This is a genomic window from Pseudomonas veronii (genome assembly GCF_002028325.1).
Taxonomy (GTDB): domain Bacteria; phylum Pseudomonadota; class Gammaproteobacteria; order Pseudomonadales; family Pseudomonadaceae; genus Aquipseudomonas; species Aquipseudomonas veronii.
The window spans coordinates 4,270,225-4,288,853 of record NZ_CP018420.1; the positions used below are offsets into that span (position 1 = coordinate 4,270,225).

The window sequence follows — 18,629 nt, forward strand, 5'->3', positions numbered from 1 at the left end:
TTTAAGGCAAGAGACGGGCGGGCAACAGACGCATCAGTTGCATGTCGAACCAGGCGACAAACGCTGGCGACGGCACCGCATCCACCGCAAGGTACCACCAGTCGGACTGGGCAAAGGCGCGGCACTTCACCGCGTCCTTCTCGGTCATGACCAGCGGCAATGATGGCGTGAAATTCAAGACTTCCGCGCTGTAGGACGCATGGTCGGCAAAAGCATGGGGTATCGGCTGCCAGTGTAGCGTTTCAAGGGTGTTGAAGAAACGTTGCGGGTTGCCGATACCGGCGACCGCATGCACCTGCTGGCCCGCCGGGAAGTAATCGACCGGCTGGCGTTCGCCGGTTTGCAAGTTGATCAACGCCGTGGGCAGCAGACGAAAGGCGAAACCATCTTCGCGATCGGCCGCGGCGCCATTATAGAGCAGCGCATCCACGCTCTTCAGGCGCTCCGCCGGTTCGCGCAACGGCCCGGCAGGCAGGCAGCGGCGATTGCCCAGGCCCCGGGCGGCGTCGATCAGCACCAGCTCAAGGTCGCGAGCCAGGCGGTAATGCTGCAGGCCGTCGTCGGAGAGGATCAGGTCCAGGGTTTCGCTGGCCAGCAGCGTCTTCACTGCGCGGCTGCGATCGGGGTCGATCATCAAGGGGACGCCGCAGCGCTGCACGATCAGCAAGGGTTCATCGCCAGCCACTTCAGCAGCGTGGCCGGCCTCGACCCGCCACGGCAACTGCGGTGGCTTCGCGCCATACCCGCGACTGACCACGCCCACACGCAAACCTCTGCGCTGACAATGCTCGATCACCCACAGGATCAACGGCGTCTTGCCAGTCCCGCCCACGGTGATATTGCCGACCACCACCACCGGCACCGGCGATTGGTAGATCTCGCCCTCGCCCGCCAGGAAGCGCGCGCGCTTGCGCTGCACCACCGCGCGATACAGCGACTCCAGCGGCCGCAGCAACGTCAGCGCCGGATGGCCTTCGTACCAGGCCTTGAGCAAGCGATCGGACATGGCCATCAGGGTTGGCTCACCGCCTCGACGGTGCTCATGCGCAAGTGGCTGAACCCCAGCTTGCCGGCAGCGTCCATCGCGGTAATGACAGCCTGGTGCTGGGTCTTGCCATCAGCACTGATCGACAGCGGCATCTTGGTATCGCCACCGGACTCTTTCTGCAGGGCTTCCATCAGGCTGTTGAGGTCGTTCTTCTCGAGCAACTGGTTATTCACCGAAAACACGCCGTCGGCACTGATGGCGATATCCAGTTGCTTGACTTCCTGGTCCTCGGCCGGCGAGCCGCTGACCGCTTCCGGCAAATCGACCCGCAGCTGGGTCTGCCGCGTAAAGGTGGTGGTCACGACAAAAAACAGCAGCAGGATAAACACCACGTCGATCAGCGACGCGAGGTTGATATCAACATTTTCCCGTTGCTTGCGGCGAAATTTCACGCTTTGTCCCCGACCAAGTCCACGTCACGGTCGCCCTGCACCACTTCCACCAGTTTGATGGCTTCCTGCTCCATGCCGACCACCAACTCATCGATCCGGCGTTGCAGGAAACGGTGGAAGAACACCGAGGGAATACCGACCATCAGGCCCGCTGCCGTGGTGATCAGGGCCTTGGAGATACCACCGGCCAGCACCGCGGCGTTGGTGCTCATGCCCGAGCCCATGAACGAGCTGAAAATATCGATCATGCCCAGTACCGTGCCCAGCAGGCCGAGCAACGGTGCCATGGCGGCGATGGTGCCGAGGGCGTTGATATAACGCTCCAGCTCATGGATGACCCGCGCGGCGGCCTCTTCGATGCACTCTTTCATGATCTCGCGACCATGCTTGGAGTTGGCCAGCCCGGCCGCGAGGATTTCACCCAGGGGTGAATTGGCACGCAGTTCCTTGAGTTTCTGCTTGTCGAGCTGCTTGTTCTTGATCCAGCCCCAGACCTGCCCCAGCAGATGCTCGGGTGTGACACGGCTGGCGCGCAAGGTCCACAGGCGTTCGGCAACGATGCCGAGTGCGGCGATGGAGCTCAAGATGATCGGCAACATCATCCAGCCGCCGGATTTGACCAATTCCCACACAGTGAATGTCCCCTCGAAAAAGTGCGCCACTTTACCATATAGGTCAGGCAGCGGGGCTCGTCGACCCACGACCCGCCGATCACAGGCTTCGGCCATTGGTAACGTGCGGTTACGGTAGCGCTTCTCGCCAGAAGCGGCGTTGACTGCGCGCAACAATCGGTGGCGCGAAGGCGCCCAATCGCAAACGTACCGCGCCCTGTTCGGCGCTGTCATACACCTGCGCTCCCAACGCTTGATAGCGCTCCACCACCTGTGGATGAGGATGACCGAACGCATTGCCGCGCCCTCGGGAAATCAGCACCGACTTCGGCGCCAGCCGCTGCAGAAACGGCCAGGATGACGAACTGCGGCTACCATGGTGAGGGGCTTGCAGCCAATCGGTCGGCACCGCCAGGGCCGAGGCCAGAAACGCCTGCTCTGCGGCGCGATCGATATCGCCGGTGAGCAGCAGGCGCTCGCCATTGGCCTGTACGTGCAATACACAGGATTTGGGGTTGCCATCAACTGCGTCTGGCCATTGCCACAATTCAAAGGACACGCCGTCCCACGCCCATTGTTCACCGCTGATACAAGGCTGAGTGTCGAGAAGCGCCGGCAACCCTTCAGTTTCACCACCGACGACCCGTTTGATCGACAGCCCACGGGCGACAGCCGCCGCACCGCCGGCATGATCGGCATCGGCATGGCTCAGTAACATCATGTCCAGAGCGTCTACCCCAAGCCTCTTCAGCGACGGCAACACCACCCGCGCGCCGAGATCGACCGCCCCGGAGCGCGGGCCGGCATCGTAGAGCAAGGTGTGATGGCGGGTGCGCAGGATCAACGCCAGCCCCTGCCCGACATCCAGCTGCAGTACGTCCACCTGCCCGTGGGGCACCGGCTCGCGCGGCGGGAACACCGCCAACAACAGCATCGGCCAGCCGAGCAACCGAAACGGCACACCCTTGGGCAGCAACAGCAACACCGTACCGACCAGGCTAACCAGCCAATAACCCATGGGCACCTCGGCCGGTATCCACGCGGGCAATTGCCCCGCCAGCAGCGCCAGGGCGTTGAACAAGCCGTCCAGCGCCCCACCCGCCAGCCACAACAAGCCCGCGCCCACGAACGGCACCGCCAGCAATGCCGTCCCGAGCAGGGCCAGGGGCAACACCACCAGGCTGATCCACGGCACCGCAAATAGATTGGCCAGCGGCGCACTGAGGCTGATGGGCAAACCCAGCACCAGTAACACCGGGAAAAGACCGATGGCTATCAACCATTGCGGACGGGTCCATGCCTGCCAAGCGCTCCAGCGGCCTAACCGACCGCCGAACGTCAGCCCCAGTACCGCCACGGCCGCAAAGGACAACCAGAACCCCGGCTGCAAGCTGGCCAAGGGCTCAAGGATCAGCACACCATTGAACGCCAGCAACAGCGGCCACCAGATGCCCAGATGACGGAAACGCAAACGCCACAGCAACACCAGCCCCACCATTACACAGGCGCGCTGCACCGGCACGCCGAACCCCGCCAGCAGGCCGTACCCCAACGCCGCGGTAAACGCCAGGCCACATGCCCACGGCAGCCACGGCCAGGTGCGCGGCCAGCAGCCGTAGCGCGCCAGAGCGGCGACGAGCGCATAGATCAACCCCGCCAACAGGCCAATGTGCTGGCCGGAAATGACCAGCAAATGCACCGTGCCGGTGTCCTGCAAGACACGCCAGTCGTCGGCCGTCAGCCCGGAGCCGCCCCCCAGCACCAGGGCCGCCAGCCCCGCCTCGCGCCCTTGGGCGTCCACCGCCATCAAGCGCTGACGGACCGCGTCGCGCCAAGCATTGCGGGCCGGCGCCAGGCGTTCGCCGTCCTTTACCGAGCCGGTGGCACCGATGCGCTGGGCGAGCAGCCAGGCTTCATGGTCGACGCCATGGAAGTTGAGCAGGCCCGACGGACGTTTAAGCGTCACCGCGAGGCGCCAACGCTCACCGCTGCGTACCGGTGGGCCACCGTGCCAGTACAGCCGAATGCGCGCGGGCAAGCGGGCGTTGCGCGACCGGCTGTCGCTCAGTTCGAAACGCACGCCGCTGTCAGTCTGCTGCGGCAACCCGCTCACACGCCCCTCCAGCCAACGCGTCTGGCCGTCGAGCATCGGACGCAAGCGGTCATCCAGCGCCCACTGCGCGCTCACACATGCCCAACACAAGCCGAACAGGAAAAACGCCAGCGGATAAGTGCGAAACGGCAGCAGCATCAACGCCACCACTGCCAGGGCCAACAGCATCCCGGCAGACGGCAGTGCGGGTAGAAATCGCAGCGCAAGCAGCCCGAGTGCAAGCGCGAACATCCCTGTCCTCATGGATCATTCCTTTGACGTGATCCATTCAGTCTTAGCTGGCCCCCGGCCGCAGCCTATGATGTTTTGTCACAAAGTCTGAATTTTCTGTTTATAGAATGCGCGCATACTTGCCCCTCGACTTGATCTGGACCCCTTATGCCCCGGCGCTTATTCAAACGGTACATGCCCGACCCCACCAGTATCAGGGAACACAAGTCATTACAGTTTCTGGGCACCTTGCTGCATGACCCGAACCTCTGGCACCTGAATCGGCACTCGGTAGCCCGCGCCATGGCGGTAGGCCTGTTCGCGGCGTTTATCCCGATCCCCTTGCAGATGCTCTTGGCGGCGGTGCTGGCGATCACGGTGCGGGGCAATATGCCGATTGCCATCAGCCTGGTGTGGCTGACTAACCCGATCACCATGCCAGTGGTGTTCCTGTGTACCTACATGACCGGCGCCTGGCTGATGAACGTGCCGGCGCGCAGCCTGCCCGACGACCTGACGTGGGAGTGGATCAGCGGTCAGTTGAGCACGCTGTGGCAGCCGTTCCTGCTCGGCTCGCTGGTACTGGGTGTGGTGTTGGGCGCGCTGGCCTATTGCCTGACCATGGGTTATTGGCGCTGGTGGGTCGCGCACCAATGGAATAAACGCAAACTGCGTCGCGCTTGAGCCCTAGGCTGCGCACAAACGCAGATGCACACGCAAGCCCTGGCCGGTATTCTCCGCCCACAAGCTGCCGTCCTGACGTTGCACCGCATTGCGCGCGATGCTCAACCCCAGCCCGAAGCCACCGTCGCCAGGCCGTGAGCCGTCCAGGCGGATGAACGGCGCGAAGATCCGCTCCAGATCGCGTTCATCAATACCCCCGCCCTGATCCTCCAGCCATAGGTGCCAATATGCGCCATCACGGCGCCCATCGAGGCTGACGACACCGCCCGCAGGTGAATGCCGTATGGCGTTGCGCAGGATATTTTCCAGCGCCTGGGCCAGGGCGTTCAGATTGCCGCGTACCCAACAATCCGGCCCCAGCCGGCATGGCAGCCGCGAGGCTGGCCAATCGCTTTCGAAACAGGCGTTGTCCTTGAGCATGTCCCACAGCGCCTGAACCTGAATGTCTTCGACAGGCAGCGGCGTCCGCTCGGTGTCCAACCAGGCCAATTGCAGGCTGTCCTCGACCAGACGCTGCATGACGTCGATCTCCCGCCCCAGCCGTTCACGCAGTTGCGCCAGATCCTGCTCGCTGTCACAGGCCACGCGCAAACGGCTGAGGGGGGTGCGCAGTTCATGGGACATGTCCCGCAACAGCTGTTGCTGCAATACCACCGTGCCCTGCAACCGCTCGGACATATGGTCAAACGCCCGCCCCAGCTCGCCCAATTCATCCTGGCGGCTGGTGGCATCGTGGGATAGCCGCGTGTTCAATTGATCGGCACGCCAGGCGTTGGCCTGCTCGCGCAGTTGATTGAGCGGCATGATCAGCAGCCGGTACAGGCCGATGCACAACAACAGGGTAAACAGACCGGGAATCACGCCATTGGTCACCACCCGCCAGAACAGTTGGTAGCGCCCCGGCATAAAGCGCTGGGGCAACTCGATCACCAGCGAGCCGACACTGGGGTCCAGGGGAAACGGGATTTTCAACCATGGCAGGCCTTTGGCGTGGCGGCTGACCGGCCAGTCCAGGCCGCGCAGAAAAGTCAGGCGCTGGCTTTCCTTGTCGGTCAACGGCGTGCTGGCGAGAGATTGCAGGTCGTTGCCGATCACGCCGATCCAGGTGCGCTCACGCGCAGCCATCAGTTGCAACCAGGCGTCCACGCCGTTAGCGCCCTGGGTACTCCAGGCCAACTCCGCTCCCGCCGCATAACCGCTGAGAATCTCGCGGGAGGTGTCGGACAGATAAGCGTTCTGCTGCTCCATGTACCGACCCCAGGACCAACTGAGCCAGATCATCAACAAGCAGAAGGCAATCAGCAGGCAGGCCAACTTCCAGAATAACGAGTGCCTGCCCGGCAGACGTTTCAAGCCTCCCTCAAAGGCCGTCATCGTGACCGCTCAACACATAGCCCTTACCCCAGACGGTACGCACTTCACGCTCGCTATAGCCGATGCTCTTGAGTTTGCGGCGAATCTGGCTGATATGCATATCGAGGCTGCGGTCATGGGGCGCATAACCGCGCTGCAGCACGTGCTGATAAAGGAAGGCTTTGCTCAGCACTTCCTCGCCGTTGTTGTGCAAGGTCTGCAGCAGGCGGTACTCGCTGCGGGTCAGCCCGGCCCACTGCTGCTGGTAGAAGATGTCGGACAGTTCATCGTCAAAACGCAGGCTCCGGGCGTCGTCGCGCACGGGCGGCAAACTCAGCGGCGCACGGCGATCCAGGGCCACCCGGCGCAGGATGGCTTCAATACGCACGCGCAACTCGATCATGCTGAACGGCTTGGGCAGGTAATCGTCCGCACCCAGGCGAAAGCCGTTCACGCGATCGGCTTCGGCGCCCAGGGCCGACACCAGGATCACCGGGACCGCATGGCTCTGGCGCAGATGCGTGAGGATCGACAGCCCGTCCAGCCCCGGCAGCAGAATATCCATCAACACCACGTCGAAGACGTGCTCGCGGGCCATCTGCAGGCCTTGCTGGCCGTTCCGACACCACGTGACCTGAAAGCCACAGCGCCCCAGATGCTCGTGGACATAGGCGCCCAGCACGGGGTCATCTTCGATGGTCAGGATACTGGGTAGACCAACTTCCACGGGATTCATTAGCGCCTGCAAGTCATTCTCAATCACTGATTATTCAAGATTCCCCCGCGCCAGGCAATCACCACGTCGCGCCAAATGGCCCGAAGATTGCCCGCTGTCATTAATTTGCAAGATTCCACGCCGCGCAAATGGCTACACTGCGCAGGGGTGCGGGCCGGATGCCTGCACGGGCGATCGATCACAACGTGGTAGCAGGAGAGTGGCGTGCTTAGAAGAATGGGGATAAAAGGCCGCGTACTGTTGCTGACCTTATTACCGACCAGTCTGATGGCCTTGTTGTTGGGCGGCTATTTCACCTGGATGCAGCTCTCGGAGTTGCAATCCCAGTTGCTGCAACGTGGCGAAATGATCGCCGAGCAGTTGGCCCCACTGGTGGCTCCGGCGCTGAGCAGCAAGAACGCCGACCTGCTCGAACGCATCGCCACCCAATCCCTGGAACAACAGGACGTGCGCGCCGTTTCCTTCCTTGCGCCGGACCGCTCGTCGATGGCCCACGCCGGCCCGACCATGCTCAACCAGCCGCCGGTGGGTAACAGCTCGCACCTGTTGCAGCGCACCGGTAACGACGCCACGCGCTATCTGCTGCCGGTGTTTGGCCGTCATCGCAACCTTGCCGGCGAGCTGATTCCCGATGAATCCGACCGCTTGCTTGGCTGGGTCGAGGTGGAACTGTCCCACAACGGTATGTTGCTGCGCGGTTATCGCAGCCTGTTCGCCAGCCTGCTGCTGATCGCCATCGGTCTGATCTGCACGGCGACCTTGGCCCTGCGCATCAGCCGCACCATCAATTCGCCGATCGGCCAGATCAAGCAAGCCGTGGCCCAACTCAAGGACGGCAACCTGGAAACCCGCTTGCCGGCGCTGGGCAGCCAGGAGCTGGACCAACTTGCCTCAGGCATCAACCGCATGGCCGAGACCCTGCAGAACGCTCGGGAAGAACTGCAGCACAGCATCGACCAGGCCACCGAAGACGTGCGCCAGAACCTGGAAACCATCGAGATCCAGAACATCGAGCTGGACCTGGCGCGCAAGGAAGCCCTGGAGGCCAGTCGCATCAAGTCGGAGTTCCTGGCCAATATGAGCCACGAAATCCGCACCCCGCTCAACGGCATCCTCGGTTTCACCCATCTGCTGCAAAAAAGCGAGCTGACACCGCGCCAGCTGGATTACCTGGGCACCATCGAAAAGTCCGCCGATAACCTGCTGGGCATCATCAACGAGATCCTCGATTTCTCGAAAATCGAAGCCGGCAAGCTGGTACTCGACAGCGTGCCCTTCAACCTGCGTGACCTGCTGCAAGACACCCTGACCATCCTCGCCCCCGCCGCCCATGCCAAACAGCTGGAACTGGTGAGCCTGGTGTACCGCGACACGCCGCTGGCATTGGTGGGTGACCCGCTGCGCCTCAAGCAGATCCTGACCAACCTGATCAGCAATGCGATCAAGTTCACCCGCGAAGGCACCATCGTGGCCCGGGCGATGATCGAGGATGAACAAGAAGACAGTGTGCAACTGCGCATCAGCGTGCAGGACACCGGCATCGGCCTGTCCAACCAGGACGTGCGCGCGCTGTTCCAGGCGTTCAGCCAGGCCGACAACTCGCTGTCGCGCCAACCGGGCGGCACCGGCCTGGGCCTGGTGATTTCCAAGCGCTTGATCGAGCAGATGGGCGGCGAAATCGGCGTCGACAGCACACCGGGCGAAGGCTCGGAATTCTGGATCAGCCTGAACCTGCCCAAGACCCGCGACGACGTCGAAGACCTGCCCTGCGCGCCGCTGCTCGGCCGCCGCGTGGCCGTGCTGGAAAACCACGAACTGGCGCGCCAGGCCTTGCAACACCAGCTCGAAGACTGTGGCCTGGATGTTACGCCGTTCAATACCCTGGAAAGCCTGACCAACGGCATCACCGGCGCGCATCAGACCGAACAGGCGATCGACCTGGCAGTACTCGGCGTCACCGCCAATGACCTCCCGCCCGAGCGCCTCAACCAGCATCTGTGGGACCTCGAACACCTGGGCTGCAAGGTGCTGGTGCTGTGCCCGACCACCGAGCAAATGCTGTTCAGCCCGTCGGTGCCCAACCCCAACAGCCAGTTGCAGGCCAAGCCCGCGTGTACGCGCAAGCTGCGCCGCGCCCTGACCGACCTGATCAGCCCGCGCCCCACGCGCTGCGAACCGGGTGAACCGTTGTCCAGCCGCGCGCCGCGGGTGCTCTGCGTGGATGACAACCCGGCGAACCTGTTGCTGGTGCAAACCCTGCTGGAAGACATGGGCGCCAAGGTCCAGGCCGTGGAAAGCGGCTATGCGGCCATCAATGCCGTCCAGCAGGAAACCTTCGACCTGGTGCTGATGGACGTGCAGATGCCCGGCATGGACGGTCGTCAAAGCACCGAGGCGATTCGCCAGTGGGAAAGCGAGCGCCACGGTACACCGCTGCCGGTGGTGGCCCTCACCGCCCACGCCATGGCCAACGAAAAGCGTGCGCTGCTGCAAAGCGGCATGGACGACTACCTGACCAAACCCATCAGCGAGCGGCAATTGGCCCAGGTGGTGCTGAAATGGACCGGCCTGGCCCTGCGCAACCAAGGGCCGGAGCGCCCGACCGAAGGCCTCGGCCCAGGCGTGCGATTGCTGGTGCTGGACCACGAGGAAGGACTGCGGCTGGCCGCGGGCAAGGCGGACCTGGCGGCGGACATGCTCGCCATGTTGCTCGCCTCCCTCGAAGCCGACCGCCTGGCCATTACCCTCGCCCGGGAGGCCAATGACAACCATGCCTTGATCGAACGCGTCCATCGCCTGCATGGCGCCACCCGCTACTGCGGCGTACCGCAACTGCGCGCCGCCTGCCAACGCGCCGAAACCCTGCTCAAGCAGGACGACGCCAAGGCCATGGCCGCGCTGGACGAGTTGGACATGGCCATTGCCCGGTTGGCCAGTGAAGCGCGGGTCAGCGCCTGAGATTTTTTACAACGCCGGGCCCGTTCCCACAGGGTCCGCGTTACCAAAACGTACATTGCAGGGAGCTTTTTCATGCGCGTCATTCTTTTCAGCAGCCAGACCTACGACCGCGACAGTTTTCTCGGCGTGTCGCTGCCGCCCGGCCTGGAACTGCAATTCCAGCCCGCCCGGCTCACCCTCGACACCGTGGCCCTGGCCGAACGCCACGAAGTGGTCTGCGCGTTTATCAACGATGACCTCAGCGCGCCCGTGCTCGAGCACCTGGCCACGGGCGGCACCCGCCTGATCGCGCTGCGCTCGGCCGGTTACAACCATGTCGACCTCGCCGCTGCCAAACGCCTGGGCCTGACCATCGTGCGTGTGCCCGCCTATTCGCCTCATGCCGTCGCCGAACATGCCGTGGCGCTGATTCTCGCCCTGAACCGGCGCCTGCACCGTGCCTACAACCGCACCCGCGAGGGCGATTTCAGCCTGCATGGCCTGACCGGCTTCGACCTTGTCGGCAAGACCGTCGGCGTGGTCGGCACCGGGCAGATCGGCGCCACCTTCGCCAAGATCATGGCCGGTTTCGGCTGCCACCTACTGGCCTACGACCCGTTCCCCAACCCGCTGGTCCAAGCGCTCGGTGCGCGCTATGTGAGCCTGCCCGAGCTGCTGGCCGAAGCGCAGATCATCAGCCTGCACTGCCCGCTCACCACCGACAGCAAGCACCTGATCAACGCCCGCTCCCTGGCGCAGATGCAGCCCGGCGCGATGCTGATCAACACCGGGCGCGGTGGCCTGGTGGACACCCCTGCGCTGATCGAAGCGCTCAAGGACGGCCAACTCGGCTACCTGGGGCTGGATGTGTATGAAGAAGAAGCCCAGCTGTTTTTCGAGGACCGCTCCGACCTGCCCCTGCAGGACGACGTGCTCGCACGCCTGCTGACGTTCCCCAACGTGATCATCACCGCGCACCAGGCATTTCTCACCCGCGAGGCCCTGGCGGCGATCGCCGAGACCACCCTGGCCAACATTGCGGCCTGGGCCGATGGCCGGGCGCAGAATCGTGTCGACGGATGATCAGCGGTCACATACCAGGCGCATGATCCGCAGGCGCGCGTGCTAGGATGCCGCGCCTATTTGGAGGAACCATGGCCGAACACGATTTCCGCTTCAGCTTGCTGAGCCCGCAACACACCCTGATCGAATGCCGCGCCCTGGTGCCGGGCCGCTATCAGGTCACCGGCAACGGTGGTTCGATCAAGCATGGCGACGTACTGATCGTCACCCTGCGCGGCAGTAAAACCCTGTCGATGCGCCTCACCGTCGAAGGCGACGCGCGCTACTCCATCCGCCCGGCGGGTCAGTGGGTCGCCATGGCCCAAGGGCCGAAGTTCGGCGAGCTGGAGATTCACACCTGGAAGGTCAACTGCGACAGCTGCGAGGCCGTGCTGGAGTTTGAATTCGCGGTGGAGACCAAGCTGACCAAGGAAGCGCTGCAACCGGCCGCCAATGCGCGCATTGCCGAGTTGGGCTGGGCCAGCGAAGGCGCCAAGCACCGCTGCCCGAAATGCCAGAAGGCCGCGCAATGAAAGGCCTGCTTCTGCTGGCCGCCGTCGGTGCCGGCCTGATGGGCTGCGCCGGTGATGCGGTAAAGCTCGAGCGGGATCACAGCTACGTGGTGGAATGGATCGGTGAGCGGCCGCTGATGGATTACGCGCACCTGAGTGTCACTCTGGGCGCCGATGGGCGCGCCTACGGCAACGGCGGGTGCAACCACTGGTTTGCACCGTACACCGTGGAGGGAGACAAACTCAGCTTCGGCAAGATCGGCAGTACGCGCAAACTCTGCGGCGACGCCCTGATGGAGCAGGAACACCGCTTCTTCCAGGCCCTGCAAGGCGTTGAGCGCTGGGACATCTCGCCGATCGAGCAGACCCGCTTCTGGCCGGCCGAAGGCAAGCCTATTCGCCTGTGGCTGGAAGAAGGCTGATAGCAGGCTCAATGGGATCTAACTGTGGGAGGGGGCTTGCTCCCGATTGCGCTATGTCAGTACCGAATATGTTGGCTGACACACCGCCATCGGGAGCAAGCCCCCTCCCACATGTTCAACCGCGCAGGGCCTTGAGCTTGGCCAGCACGCCTTGTGCCGTCTGTTCGCCCATCAACTGCTCACGCACCTTGCCCTTGTCGTCGATAATGTAAGTCACCGGCAACGCTTCGCTGCGTGGAATATCAAAGATCCCGTCCGGGTTCTGCGCCAGCACGGTGAACTTGATGCCCAGCTTGTCACTGGCTTCCTTCAGTTCCGCGCCCTGCACATTGTCGAAATTGACCCCGAACACGCCGACGTTCTGCCCTTTGAGCTGTTCCGCCAAGGCATTGAGCTCCGGGATTTCCGTGCGGCACGGGCCACACCATTCCGCCCAGTAGTTGACCACCAGCCATTGCTTGTCCAGGCGTTCGGCCGCCACTTTCTGGCCATATTGGTCAACGCCGTAGTCATTACCGCAGCCGCTGAGCAGCAGGGTTGTGATGATCGCCAATGCACCGATCAGTCGCCTTGTCATGGGGTAATCCTTCGCAAAAATGAACGTTGGCTGCGACGGATCGCCTCTTACGGTTTAAGGACCGGGCGCAGCGCAGGTAGAATACCCGCCACCTTACGCAAGATGCGACCCGCACATGACCGATCTGACGCTTTATCACAACCCGCGCTGCTCGAAATCCCGCGGAGCGCTCGAACTGCTGGAAGCACGCGGCCTCGCGCCGACGGTGGTGCGCTACCTGGAAACTCCGCTGAATGCCGCGCAACTGAAGGCCCTGCTGGCAAAACTGGGGATCAGCGCGCGCCAATTGCTGCGCACCGGCGAAGAGGAATACAAAACCCTCAACCTGGCAGACGCGACGCTCAGCGAAACACAGTTGATCGCCGCCATCGCCGAGCACCCCAAGTTGATGGAACGTCCGATCCTCGAAACCCCCGACAAAGCCATCATCGGCCGCCCACCGGAGAGCGTGCTGGAGATCCTGCCGTGAGTGCGCCGTATGTGCTGGTGTTGTATTACAGCCGCAACGGCTCGGTCAGCGAAATGGCCCGGCACATTGCCCGAGGCATCGAACAAGGCGGGATGGAAGCGCGCCTGCGCACCGTACCGGCGATCTCCAGCGAGTGCGAAGCCGTAGCGCCGAGCATTCCGGCCGAAGGCGCGCTGTATGCCAGCCTGGATGATCTGAAGAACTGTTCAGGCCTGGCCCTGGGCAGCCCGACCCGCTTCGGCAATATGGCGGCGCCGTTGAAGTACTTTATCGACGGCACCAGTAACCTGTGGCTGACCGGCGCCCTGGTCGGCAAACCGGCCGGGGTGTTCACCTCCACCGCCAGCCTGCACGGCGGCCAGGAGACCACGCTGATGTCGATGCTGCTGCCGCTGCTGCACCACGGCATGCTGATCACCGGCCTGCCCTACAGCGAACAAGCGCTGCTCGACACCCAGGGTGGCGGTACGCCTTATGGCGCCAGCCACCATGCTGGCCCCGACGGCAAGCGCCTGCTGGATCAACATGAAATCGCCCTGTGCAAGGCCCTCGGCCTGCGCCTGGCGAAAACCGCTGCGTTGCTGGAGAACGGCCGTGGCCAAAAAACCTAAGATCCTGCCACCCCAAGCGTGGCTGGAGCCGCGGGTCAAAGTCGCACGCGCCCTGAGCCTGCTGGCGTTTTTCGGCCTGGTGGGCTTGCTCTGCGTGTATTACCTGTTCGTCGCCGACCTGCACGGCGCACGGCCGTGGGTGATCCTGCTGATCGAACTGGTGCCGCTGCTGGTGCTGGCGCCGGGGATACTGATCGGCAGCGCACGCGGACATTCATGGATGTGCTTTGTGGTGAACCTGTATTTCATCAAGGGCGCACTGGCGGCGTATGACCCGAACCGCCAGTGGTTCGGCGTGCTGGAAATGCTGGCGAGCCTGGCGCTGTTCTGTACGGCGCTGCTGTATGTGCGCTGGCGGTTCCAGTTGGATCGGCGCTTGGCCGGCGAGGGTCAGCCGGCCTGACCCGCCATCATCGCGGACAAGCCCACAGTTGAAATGCAGTTTCCTGTGGGAGTGGGCTTGCCCGCGATGGCATCACCTCGGTCTCAATGATTGACCGTATACGCCAGCATCATCGACAACTGACACATCGGCCGCCCGCTCTCGACATGCCACTGGTTGAACGCCCCCTGCACCGTCGCCAAGTCGCGCAGGCTGGTGGGGGCCTTGTCGACGATCTTCTGCGCGTGCAGGGCCGCGACCACGTCATCGCTCGGCACGAACGTATCCTTGCCCACCATGCGCAGGAAGCGCGGCGCCGACAGCCCGCCCAACTGGTGGCCGTGCTTGCTCAGGTATTTCCATAAACCGACGATATCGGTCACCGGCCAGTCGGCGATAAACGCGCCGAAACTACCCTTCTCCTGGGCGATATCCAGGATCATCTGCGCGTTGCGCGGCACACTCTTGAGCTTGCCCAGGTGGCGGATGATGCGCGTGTCCTGCATCAAGCGCTCCAGGTGCTCGGCGCCCATCAGCACGACTTTTTCCGGATCGAAGCCAAAGAACACCTGCTCGAATGCAGGCCATTTGGCATCCACCACGCTGTGCTTGAGCCCGGCGCGGAAAACCCGCAGCGCCAGGGTCGACAGGTAGCGATCATCACTGATCTGGCGTAATTGCGCCGGCGTCTTGGGCACAGGCAGACGGGCTTCCAGTTCGGCCGCCGAACCGAAGCGGTTCAGACAATATTCGTGCAGCCACTTGTAATCGCGCATGCCCTCTCCTGGGGATTGAAATGAAAACGGCGCCTGTGAGCGCCGTCGTTCAGAGCGTTGAGAAACGTCAGAGGTTCACCACGTTGACGAAGCGCGAAGCGGCGTTCTCGTCGATACGCAGGCTGGTGAAGTCGAACAGGTTACGGTCGGCCAACTGCGACGGGATCACGTTCTGCAAGCTGCGGAAGATACTCTCGGTACGCCCTGGGGTCTTGCGTTCCCAGTCCTGGAGCATCTCCTTGACCACCTGGCGCTGCAGGTTTTCCTGGGAGCCGCACAGGTTGCACGGGATGATCGGGAATTGCTTGAAGTCGGAGTAGGCCTGGATGTCCTTCTCGTTGCAATACGCCAGCGGGCGAATCACCACGTTGCGTCCATCATCGGCGCGCAGCTTGGGCGGCATGGCCTTGAGGGAGCCGTTGAAGAACATGTTGAGGAAGAATGTCTCGACGATATCGTCGCGGTGATGCCCCAGGGCCATCTTGGTCGCACCGATCTCATCGGCAAACGTGTAGAGCGTGCCACGGCGCAGGCGCGAACACAGCGAGCAGGTGGTCTTGCCCTCCGGGATCAGTTCCTTGACCACCGAATAGGTGTCTTTTTCGACGATGTGGTACTCGATGCCCAGTGTCTTGAGGTAGGCCGGCAGCACGTCTTCGGGGAAGCCCGGTTGTTTCTGGTCCATGTTGACGGCAACGATCTCGAACTTGATCGGCGCAACCTTTTGCAGGTGCAGCAGCACGTCGAGCATGGTGTAGCTGTCTTTGCCGCCGGAGAGGCAGACCATGACCTTGTCGCCGTCCTCGATCATGTTGAAATCGGCGACCGCTTCACCGGCCAGGCGACGCAGGCGTTTTTGCAGTTTGTTCTGGTTGACCGTAAGAGTGCCCATGGCGCTTGGATCCGCTAGAGGTGTGTGACGAAAAGCGCGGTATTTTACCGGTAAGGTTGACCAAGTTCCAATGTGGGAGGGAGCAAACCTCCTCCCCCACTTGAGTGCATTGCCAACGACAGACCGCGCCGCGATTAAGCCCACTGTTTACAGCGCAATTTGCTCTAAAGCCCTACGGTTTTTCCGGTCATCACTTCCTATACTGCGACTTGAGGTCGCACATAACTATCCAGACCTTTCAGGCCATCTGGCCCGTGGGCGCTCCGATGGGGGGCGATGGTAATAACGACAGGAGTGACTGGCATGATCCATCACGTCGTGGGGCTTTTTACCCATCCCGACCAGGAATGGCGGGAAATTCGTGGCGATAAAGAAGAAAGCGTCAGCCACATGTACCTCACTCACACCTTGATTCTCGCGGCGATCCCCGCCGTATCAGCCTTTATCGGCACCACCCAGGTCGGCTGGGTCATCGGCAGTCGCTCCCCGGTCATGCTGACCCAGGAAAGCGCCTTGTGGATGACCGTCATGTCGTACCTGGCGATGCTCGGCGGCGTAGCGGTCATGGGCGCCTTCATTCACTGGATGGCACGCACCTACGACGCCAGCCCCAGCATGGCGCGTTGTGTCGCCTTTGCCACCTACACCGCGACACCGTTGTTCATCGGCGGGCTGGCGGCGCTCTACCCGCACATGTGGCTGGGGATGGTCGTCGGCACGGCAGCGATCTGTTACACGGTGTACCTGCTGTATGTGGGGTTGCCGACGTTCATGAGCATCGATCCGGACGAAGGCTTCCTGTTTTCCAGCTCGGTGCTGGCCGTGGGCCTGGTCGTGCTGGTGGCAATCATGGCGTTCACCGTGATCGTCTGGGGCCTGGGCGTTGGCCCGATCTATACCAACTAAGCGGTTTCACCCAGCAGGCAAGGCCACCGCAAGGTGGCTTTGTGCGTCATGCATGACCATTCGGCGCCTGACCGATTCGGAAACACCCGCCTTTGCGGCATACTGGACATCTCTGGAGAGATGTACAGCATGCCCGAGCAACTCAATACCCGCGTCGAAGATTGTTTCCTGCTAGCCGAATCCTTTTTCAAACGAAGCTTCAAACGCCCCCAGGTCAGCCTCAAGTTGCGGGGCCAGAAAGCCGGTGTCGCGCATTTGCACGAAAACCTGCTGCGCTTCAACCCACAGTTGTACCGAGAAAACAGCCAACACTTCCTGAAACAGACCGTGGCCCATGAAGTGGCGCACCTGATCGCCCACCAATTGTTTGGCGAGCGCATCCAGCCCCATGGCGAGGAATGGCAACTGATCATGCGCGGCGTGTATGAACTGCCGCCAGACCGTTGCCACACCTATGAGGTCAAGCGCCGCCAGGTGACCCGCTATATCTACCGCTGCCCATGTGCCGACAGCGACTTCCCGTTTTCGTCACAGCGCCATGGGTTGGTGAGGCAGGGGCGGCGTTATCTGTGCAGGCGCTGTCGGCAGACGTTGGTGTTTACCGGGGAAACTCGCGTCGAGTGAAATATGCGGTGTGTGTGAGGGCCTCATCGGGGGCAAGCCCCCTCCCGCATTTTGACCCTGTTCACAGAGCTAATTGTGGGAGGGGGCTTGCCCCCGATGAGGCCCTCACAGTCCCTACACAACCACCTTGGCCCTACGCAACGCGCTGATGCGCTGTGAGCTCAAGCCCAACTCCATCAGCACTTCATCACTGTGCGCGCCCACCGCCGCCCCGATATGCCGGGGGGCTGGCAACCCTTCGGAGAACTTCAGCGGGCAAGCCATCTGCGCCTGGGTCGAGCCGTCGGGCCGCGGCACCTGGGTGACCAGTTCCCGCGCCTTCAACTGCGGATGCTCCACGGCTTCGCTCAGGCTCAGCACCGGTTCGACGCACGCATCGACCCCGGCAAACAACTCGCACAACTCCTCGAAGCTGCGCTTCTCAAACTCAACCTGCAGCGCCTGCTTGAGCGCCTTTTGCTGCTCAGGCTCGGGCGACAAACCTTGTGCCGCCAGTTCCGGTCGCCCCAACGCGGCGCACAATTGCTGCATGAATGCCGGTTCCAGACTGCCGACCGACATCCAGCGCCCATCGCGGGAACGGTAATAATCGTAGAAACTGCCGCCATTGAGCACATGGGTCTCCCACCCCGGCTCCACGCCACAGGCCAGGTAGCCAGCGCCGGCCATGGCATTCAAGCTGAACGAGCAGTCGGTCATGCTCACATCCAGGTATTGGCCAACGCCGCTCTGTTGCCGCGCAATCACCGCCGCGAGCAGGCCCACCACCGCGTGCAGCGAGCCACCGGCGACATCCGCCAATTGCACGCCCAACGGCAGCGGCCCGCTGTCCCGCCGCCCGGTATGGCTGGCCACTCCGGCCAACGCCAGGTAGTTGATATCGTGTCCAGCGCGGTCCTTGTAGGGGCCGGTCTGACCGTACCCGGTGATCGACACGTAAATCAGCCGCGGGTTGATCGCCTTCAACGCCGCATACCCCAGGCCCAGGCGCTCCATCACCCCGGGGCGAAACTGTTCGAGCACGATGTCGTAGCCCTTGACCAGCTCGCGCACAATCTCCAGCGCCTCGGCCTGCTTCAGATCCAGGGCGAGGCTGCGCTTATTGCGATGGAGGTAAGCATGGCTGGCCGAGGTGCCCTGATCGTGGGGCGGCAGCACGCGCAGCAGGTCCATGCGCGTGGGCGATTCGATGCGCAGCACCTCGGCGCCCATGTCCGCCAGCATCAGCGACGCAAACGGGCCGGGAAGCAAGGTGGAAAAATCCAGTACTTTGAGGGACGCCAAGGGACCTGACATGGAGACTCCGTTTCCG

At 62.8% G+C, this 18,629-nt stretch carries 20 protein-coding genes; 10 read left to right on the forward strand and 10 right to left on the reverse strand.

Annotated elements, in window-relative coordinates:
- Position 1: 1 nt before the first annotated feature.
- The 4 genes from lpxK to PverR02_RS19315 all read right to left on the reverse strand — a co-directional run bounded on the left by lpxK (position 2) and on the right by PverR02_RS19315 (position 4,395).
- Positions 2–1,012 (reverse strand): tetraacyldisaccharide 4'-kinase, encoded by a 1,011-nt coding sequence (lpxK, locus tag PverR02_RS19300; protein ID WP_079444177.1) that lies wholly within the window; start codon positions 1,010–1,012, stop codon positions 2–4.
- On the reverse strand, positions 1,012–1,440 hold the full coding sequence (locus PverR02_RS19305) for an ExbD/TolR family protein (RefSeq protein WP_046382925.1): 429 nt from the start codon (positions 1,438–1,440) through the stop codon (positions 1,012–1,014). The genes lpxK and PverR02_RS19305 overlap by 1 nt, the downstream gene beginning before the upstream one ends.
- On the reverse strand, positions 1,437–2,072 hold the full coding sequence (locus PverR02_RS19310; RefSeq protein ID WP_046382924.1) for a MotA/TolQ/ExbB proton channel family protein: 636 nt from the start codon (positions 2,070–2,072) through the stop codon (positions 1,437–1,439). The genes PverR02_RS19305 and PverR02_RS19310 overlap by 4 nt, the downstream gene beginning before the upstream one ends.
- Positions 2,073–2,181: 109 nt before the next feature.
- The gene (locus PverR02_RS19315) at positions 2,182–4,395 is read right to left on the reverse strand and encodes a DNA internalization-related competence protein ComEC/Rec2 (RefSeq protein WP_079444178.1); all 2,214 of its coding nucleotides are present in this window, start codon (positions 4,393–4,395) and stop codon (positions 2,182–2,184) included.
- Between the two features lie 147 nt (positions 4,396–4,542).
- Here PverR02_RS19315 and PverR02_RS19320 point away from each other — a divergent pair, with 147 nt between their 5' ends.
- On the forward strand, positions 4,543–5,058 hold the full coding sequence (locus tag PverR02_RS19320) for a DUF2062 domain-containing protein (RefSeq protein WP_017848016.1): 516 nt from the start codon (positions 4,543–4,545) through the stop codon (positions 5,056–5,058).
- Positions 5,059–5,061: 3 nt separating this feature from the next.
- On the opposite strand, the gene PverR02_RS19325 is transcribed toward PverR02_RS19320, so the two are convergent.
- Entirely contained in the window at positions 5,062–6,432 is a 1,371-nt protein-coding gene (locus PverR02_RS19325) for a sensor histidine kinase (protein WP_079444179.1), read from the reverse strand.
- The gene (locus PverR02_RS19330) at positions 6,419–7,147 is read right to left on the reverse strand and encodes a response regulator transcription factor (RefSeq protein WP_079444180.1); all 729 of its coding nucleotides are present in this window, start codon (positions 7,145–7,147) and stop codon (positions 6,419–6,421) included. Before PverR02_RS19330 ends, PverR02_RS19325 begins: the two co-directional genes overlap by 14 nt.
- A gap of 204 nt (positions 7,148–7,351) precedes the next feature.
- On the opposite strand from PverR02_RS19330, the gene PverR02_RS19335 reads away from it, so the two are divergent.
- The 4 genes from PverR02_RS19335 to PverR02_RS19350 all read left to right on the forward strand — a co-directional run bounded on the left by PverR02_RS19335 (position 7,352) and on the right by PverR02_RS19350 (position 12,080).
- Positions 7,352–10,105: a response regulator gene (locus PverR02_RS19335; RefSeq protein ID WP_046382920.1), complete on the forward strand. Its 2,754-nt coding sequence runs from the start codon at positions 7,352–7,354 to the stop codon at positions 10,103–10,105.
- Between the two features lie 72 nt (positions 10,106–10,177).
- Positions 10,178–11,167, forward strand: a complete 990-nt coding sequence (locus PverR02_RS19340; protein ID WP_057004413.1) for a 2-hydroxyacid dehydrogenase — start codon at positions 10,178–10,180, stop codon at positions 11,165–11,167.
- A 71-nt stretch (positions 11,168–11,238) separates the two neighbouring features.
- Complete coding sequence (locus PverR02_RS19345) at positions 11,239–11,679, forward strand: hypothetical protein (protein WP_079444181.1); 441 nt, start codon at positions 11,239–11,241, stop codon at positions 11,677–11,679.
- A complete protein-coding gene (locus tag PverR02_RS19350; RefSeq protein ID WP_079444182.1) occupies positions 11,676–12,080 on the forward strand; it encodes an META domain-containing protein in 405 nt (134 codons plus the stop codon). Before PverR02_RS19345 ends, PverR02_RS19350 begins: the two co-directional genes overlap by 4 nt.
- 115 nt (positions 12,081–12,195) lie before the next feature.
- Here PverR02_RS19350 and PverR02_RS19355 read toward each other — a convergent pair whose 3' ends face one another.
- Positions 12,196–12,657, reverse strand: a complete 462-nt coding sequence (locus PverR02_RS19355; protein ID WP_017848023.1) for a TlpA disulfide reductase family protein — start codon at positions 12,655–12,657, stop codon at positions 12,196–12,198.
- A gap of 115 nt (positions 12,658–12,772) precedes the next feature.
- Here PverR02_RS19355 and arsC point away from each other — a divergent pair, with 115 nt between their 5' ends.
- Genes arsC through PverR02_RS19370 form a run of 3 tightly spaced genes read left to right on the forward strand, consistent with a single transcriptional unit; the run spans position 12,773 to position 14,140 of the window.
- Positions 12,773–13,126 (forward strand): arsenate reductase (glutaredoxin), encoded by a 354-nt coding sequence (gene arsC, locus PverR02_RS19360; protein WP_046382919.1) that lies wholly within the window; start codon positions 12,773–12,775, stop codon positions 13,124–13,126.
- Positions 13,123–13,737, forward strand: a complete 615-nt coding sequence (gene wrbA / locus PverR02_RS19365) for an NAD(P)H:quinone oxidoreductase (protein ID WP_046485241.1) — start codon at positions 13,123–13,125, stop codon at positions 13,735–13,737. Before arsC ends, wrbA begins: the two co-directional genes overlap by 4 nt.
- Positions 13,721–14,140, forward strand: a complete 420-nt coding sequence (locus PverR02_RS19370; protein WP_017848026.1) for a DUF2069 domain-containing protein — start codon at positions 13,721–13,723, stop codon at positions 14,138–14,140. The genes wrbA and PverR02_RS19370 overlap by 17 nt, the downstream gene beginning before the upstream one ends.
- An 83-nt stretch (positions 14,141–14,223) precedes the next feature.
- Here the strand turns inward: PverR02_RS19370 and PverR02_RS19375 are convergent, their stop codons facing one another.
- Both PverR02_RS19375 and ttcA read right to left on the reverse strand, forming a co-directional pair.
- A complete protein-coding gene (locus tag PverR02_RS19375) occupies positions 14,224–14,895 on the reverse strand; it encodes a DNA-3-methyladenine glycosylase I (RefSeq protein WP_079444183.1) in 672 nt (223 codons plus the stop codon).
- A gap of 67 nt (positions 14,896–14,962) precedes the next feature.
- The gene (ttcA, locus tag PverR02_RS19380; protein WP_017848028.1) at positions 14,963–15,787 is read right to left on the reverse strand and encodes a tRNA 2-thiocytidine(32) synthetase TtcA; all 825 of its coding nucleotides are present in this window, start codon (positions 15,785–15,787) and stop codon (positions 14,963–14,965) included.
- Positions 15,788–16,090: 303 nt separating this feature from the next.
- Here ttcA and PverR02_RS19385 point away from each other — a divergent pair, with 303 nt between their 5' ends.
- Positions 16,091–16,693, forward strand: a complete 603-nt coding sequence (locus tag PverR02_RS19385) for a Yip1 family protein (protein ID WP_046382918.1) — start codon at positions 16,091–16,093, stop codon at positions 16,691–16,693.
- 129 nt (positions 16,694–16,822) lie between these two features.
- The gene (locus PverR02_RS19390) at positions 16,823–17,317 is read left to right on the forward strand and encodes a SprT family zinc-dependent metalloprotease (protein ID WP_079445028.1); all 495 of its coding nucleotides are present in this window, start codon (positions 16,823–16,825) and stop codon (positions 17,315–17,317) included.
- 114 nt (positions 17,318–17,431) lie between these two features.
- Here PverR02_RS19390 and PverR02_RS19395 read toward each other — a convergent pair whose 3' ends face one another.
- Positions 17,432–18,613: a CaiB/BaiF CoA transferase family protein gene (locus tag PverR02_RS19395; protein WP_079444184.1), complete on the reverse strand. Its 1,182-nt coding sequence runs from the start codon at positions 18,611–18,613 to the stop codon at positions 17,432–17,434.
- Positions 18,614–18,629 lie beyond the last annotated feature (16 nt).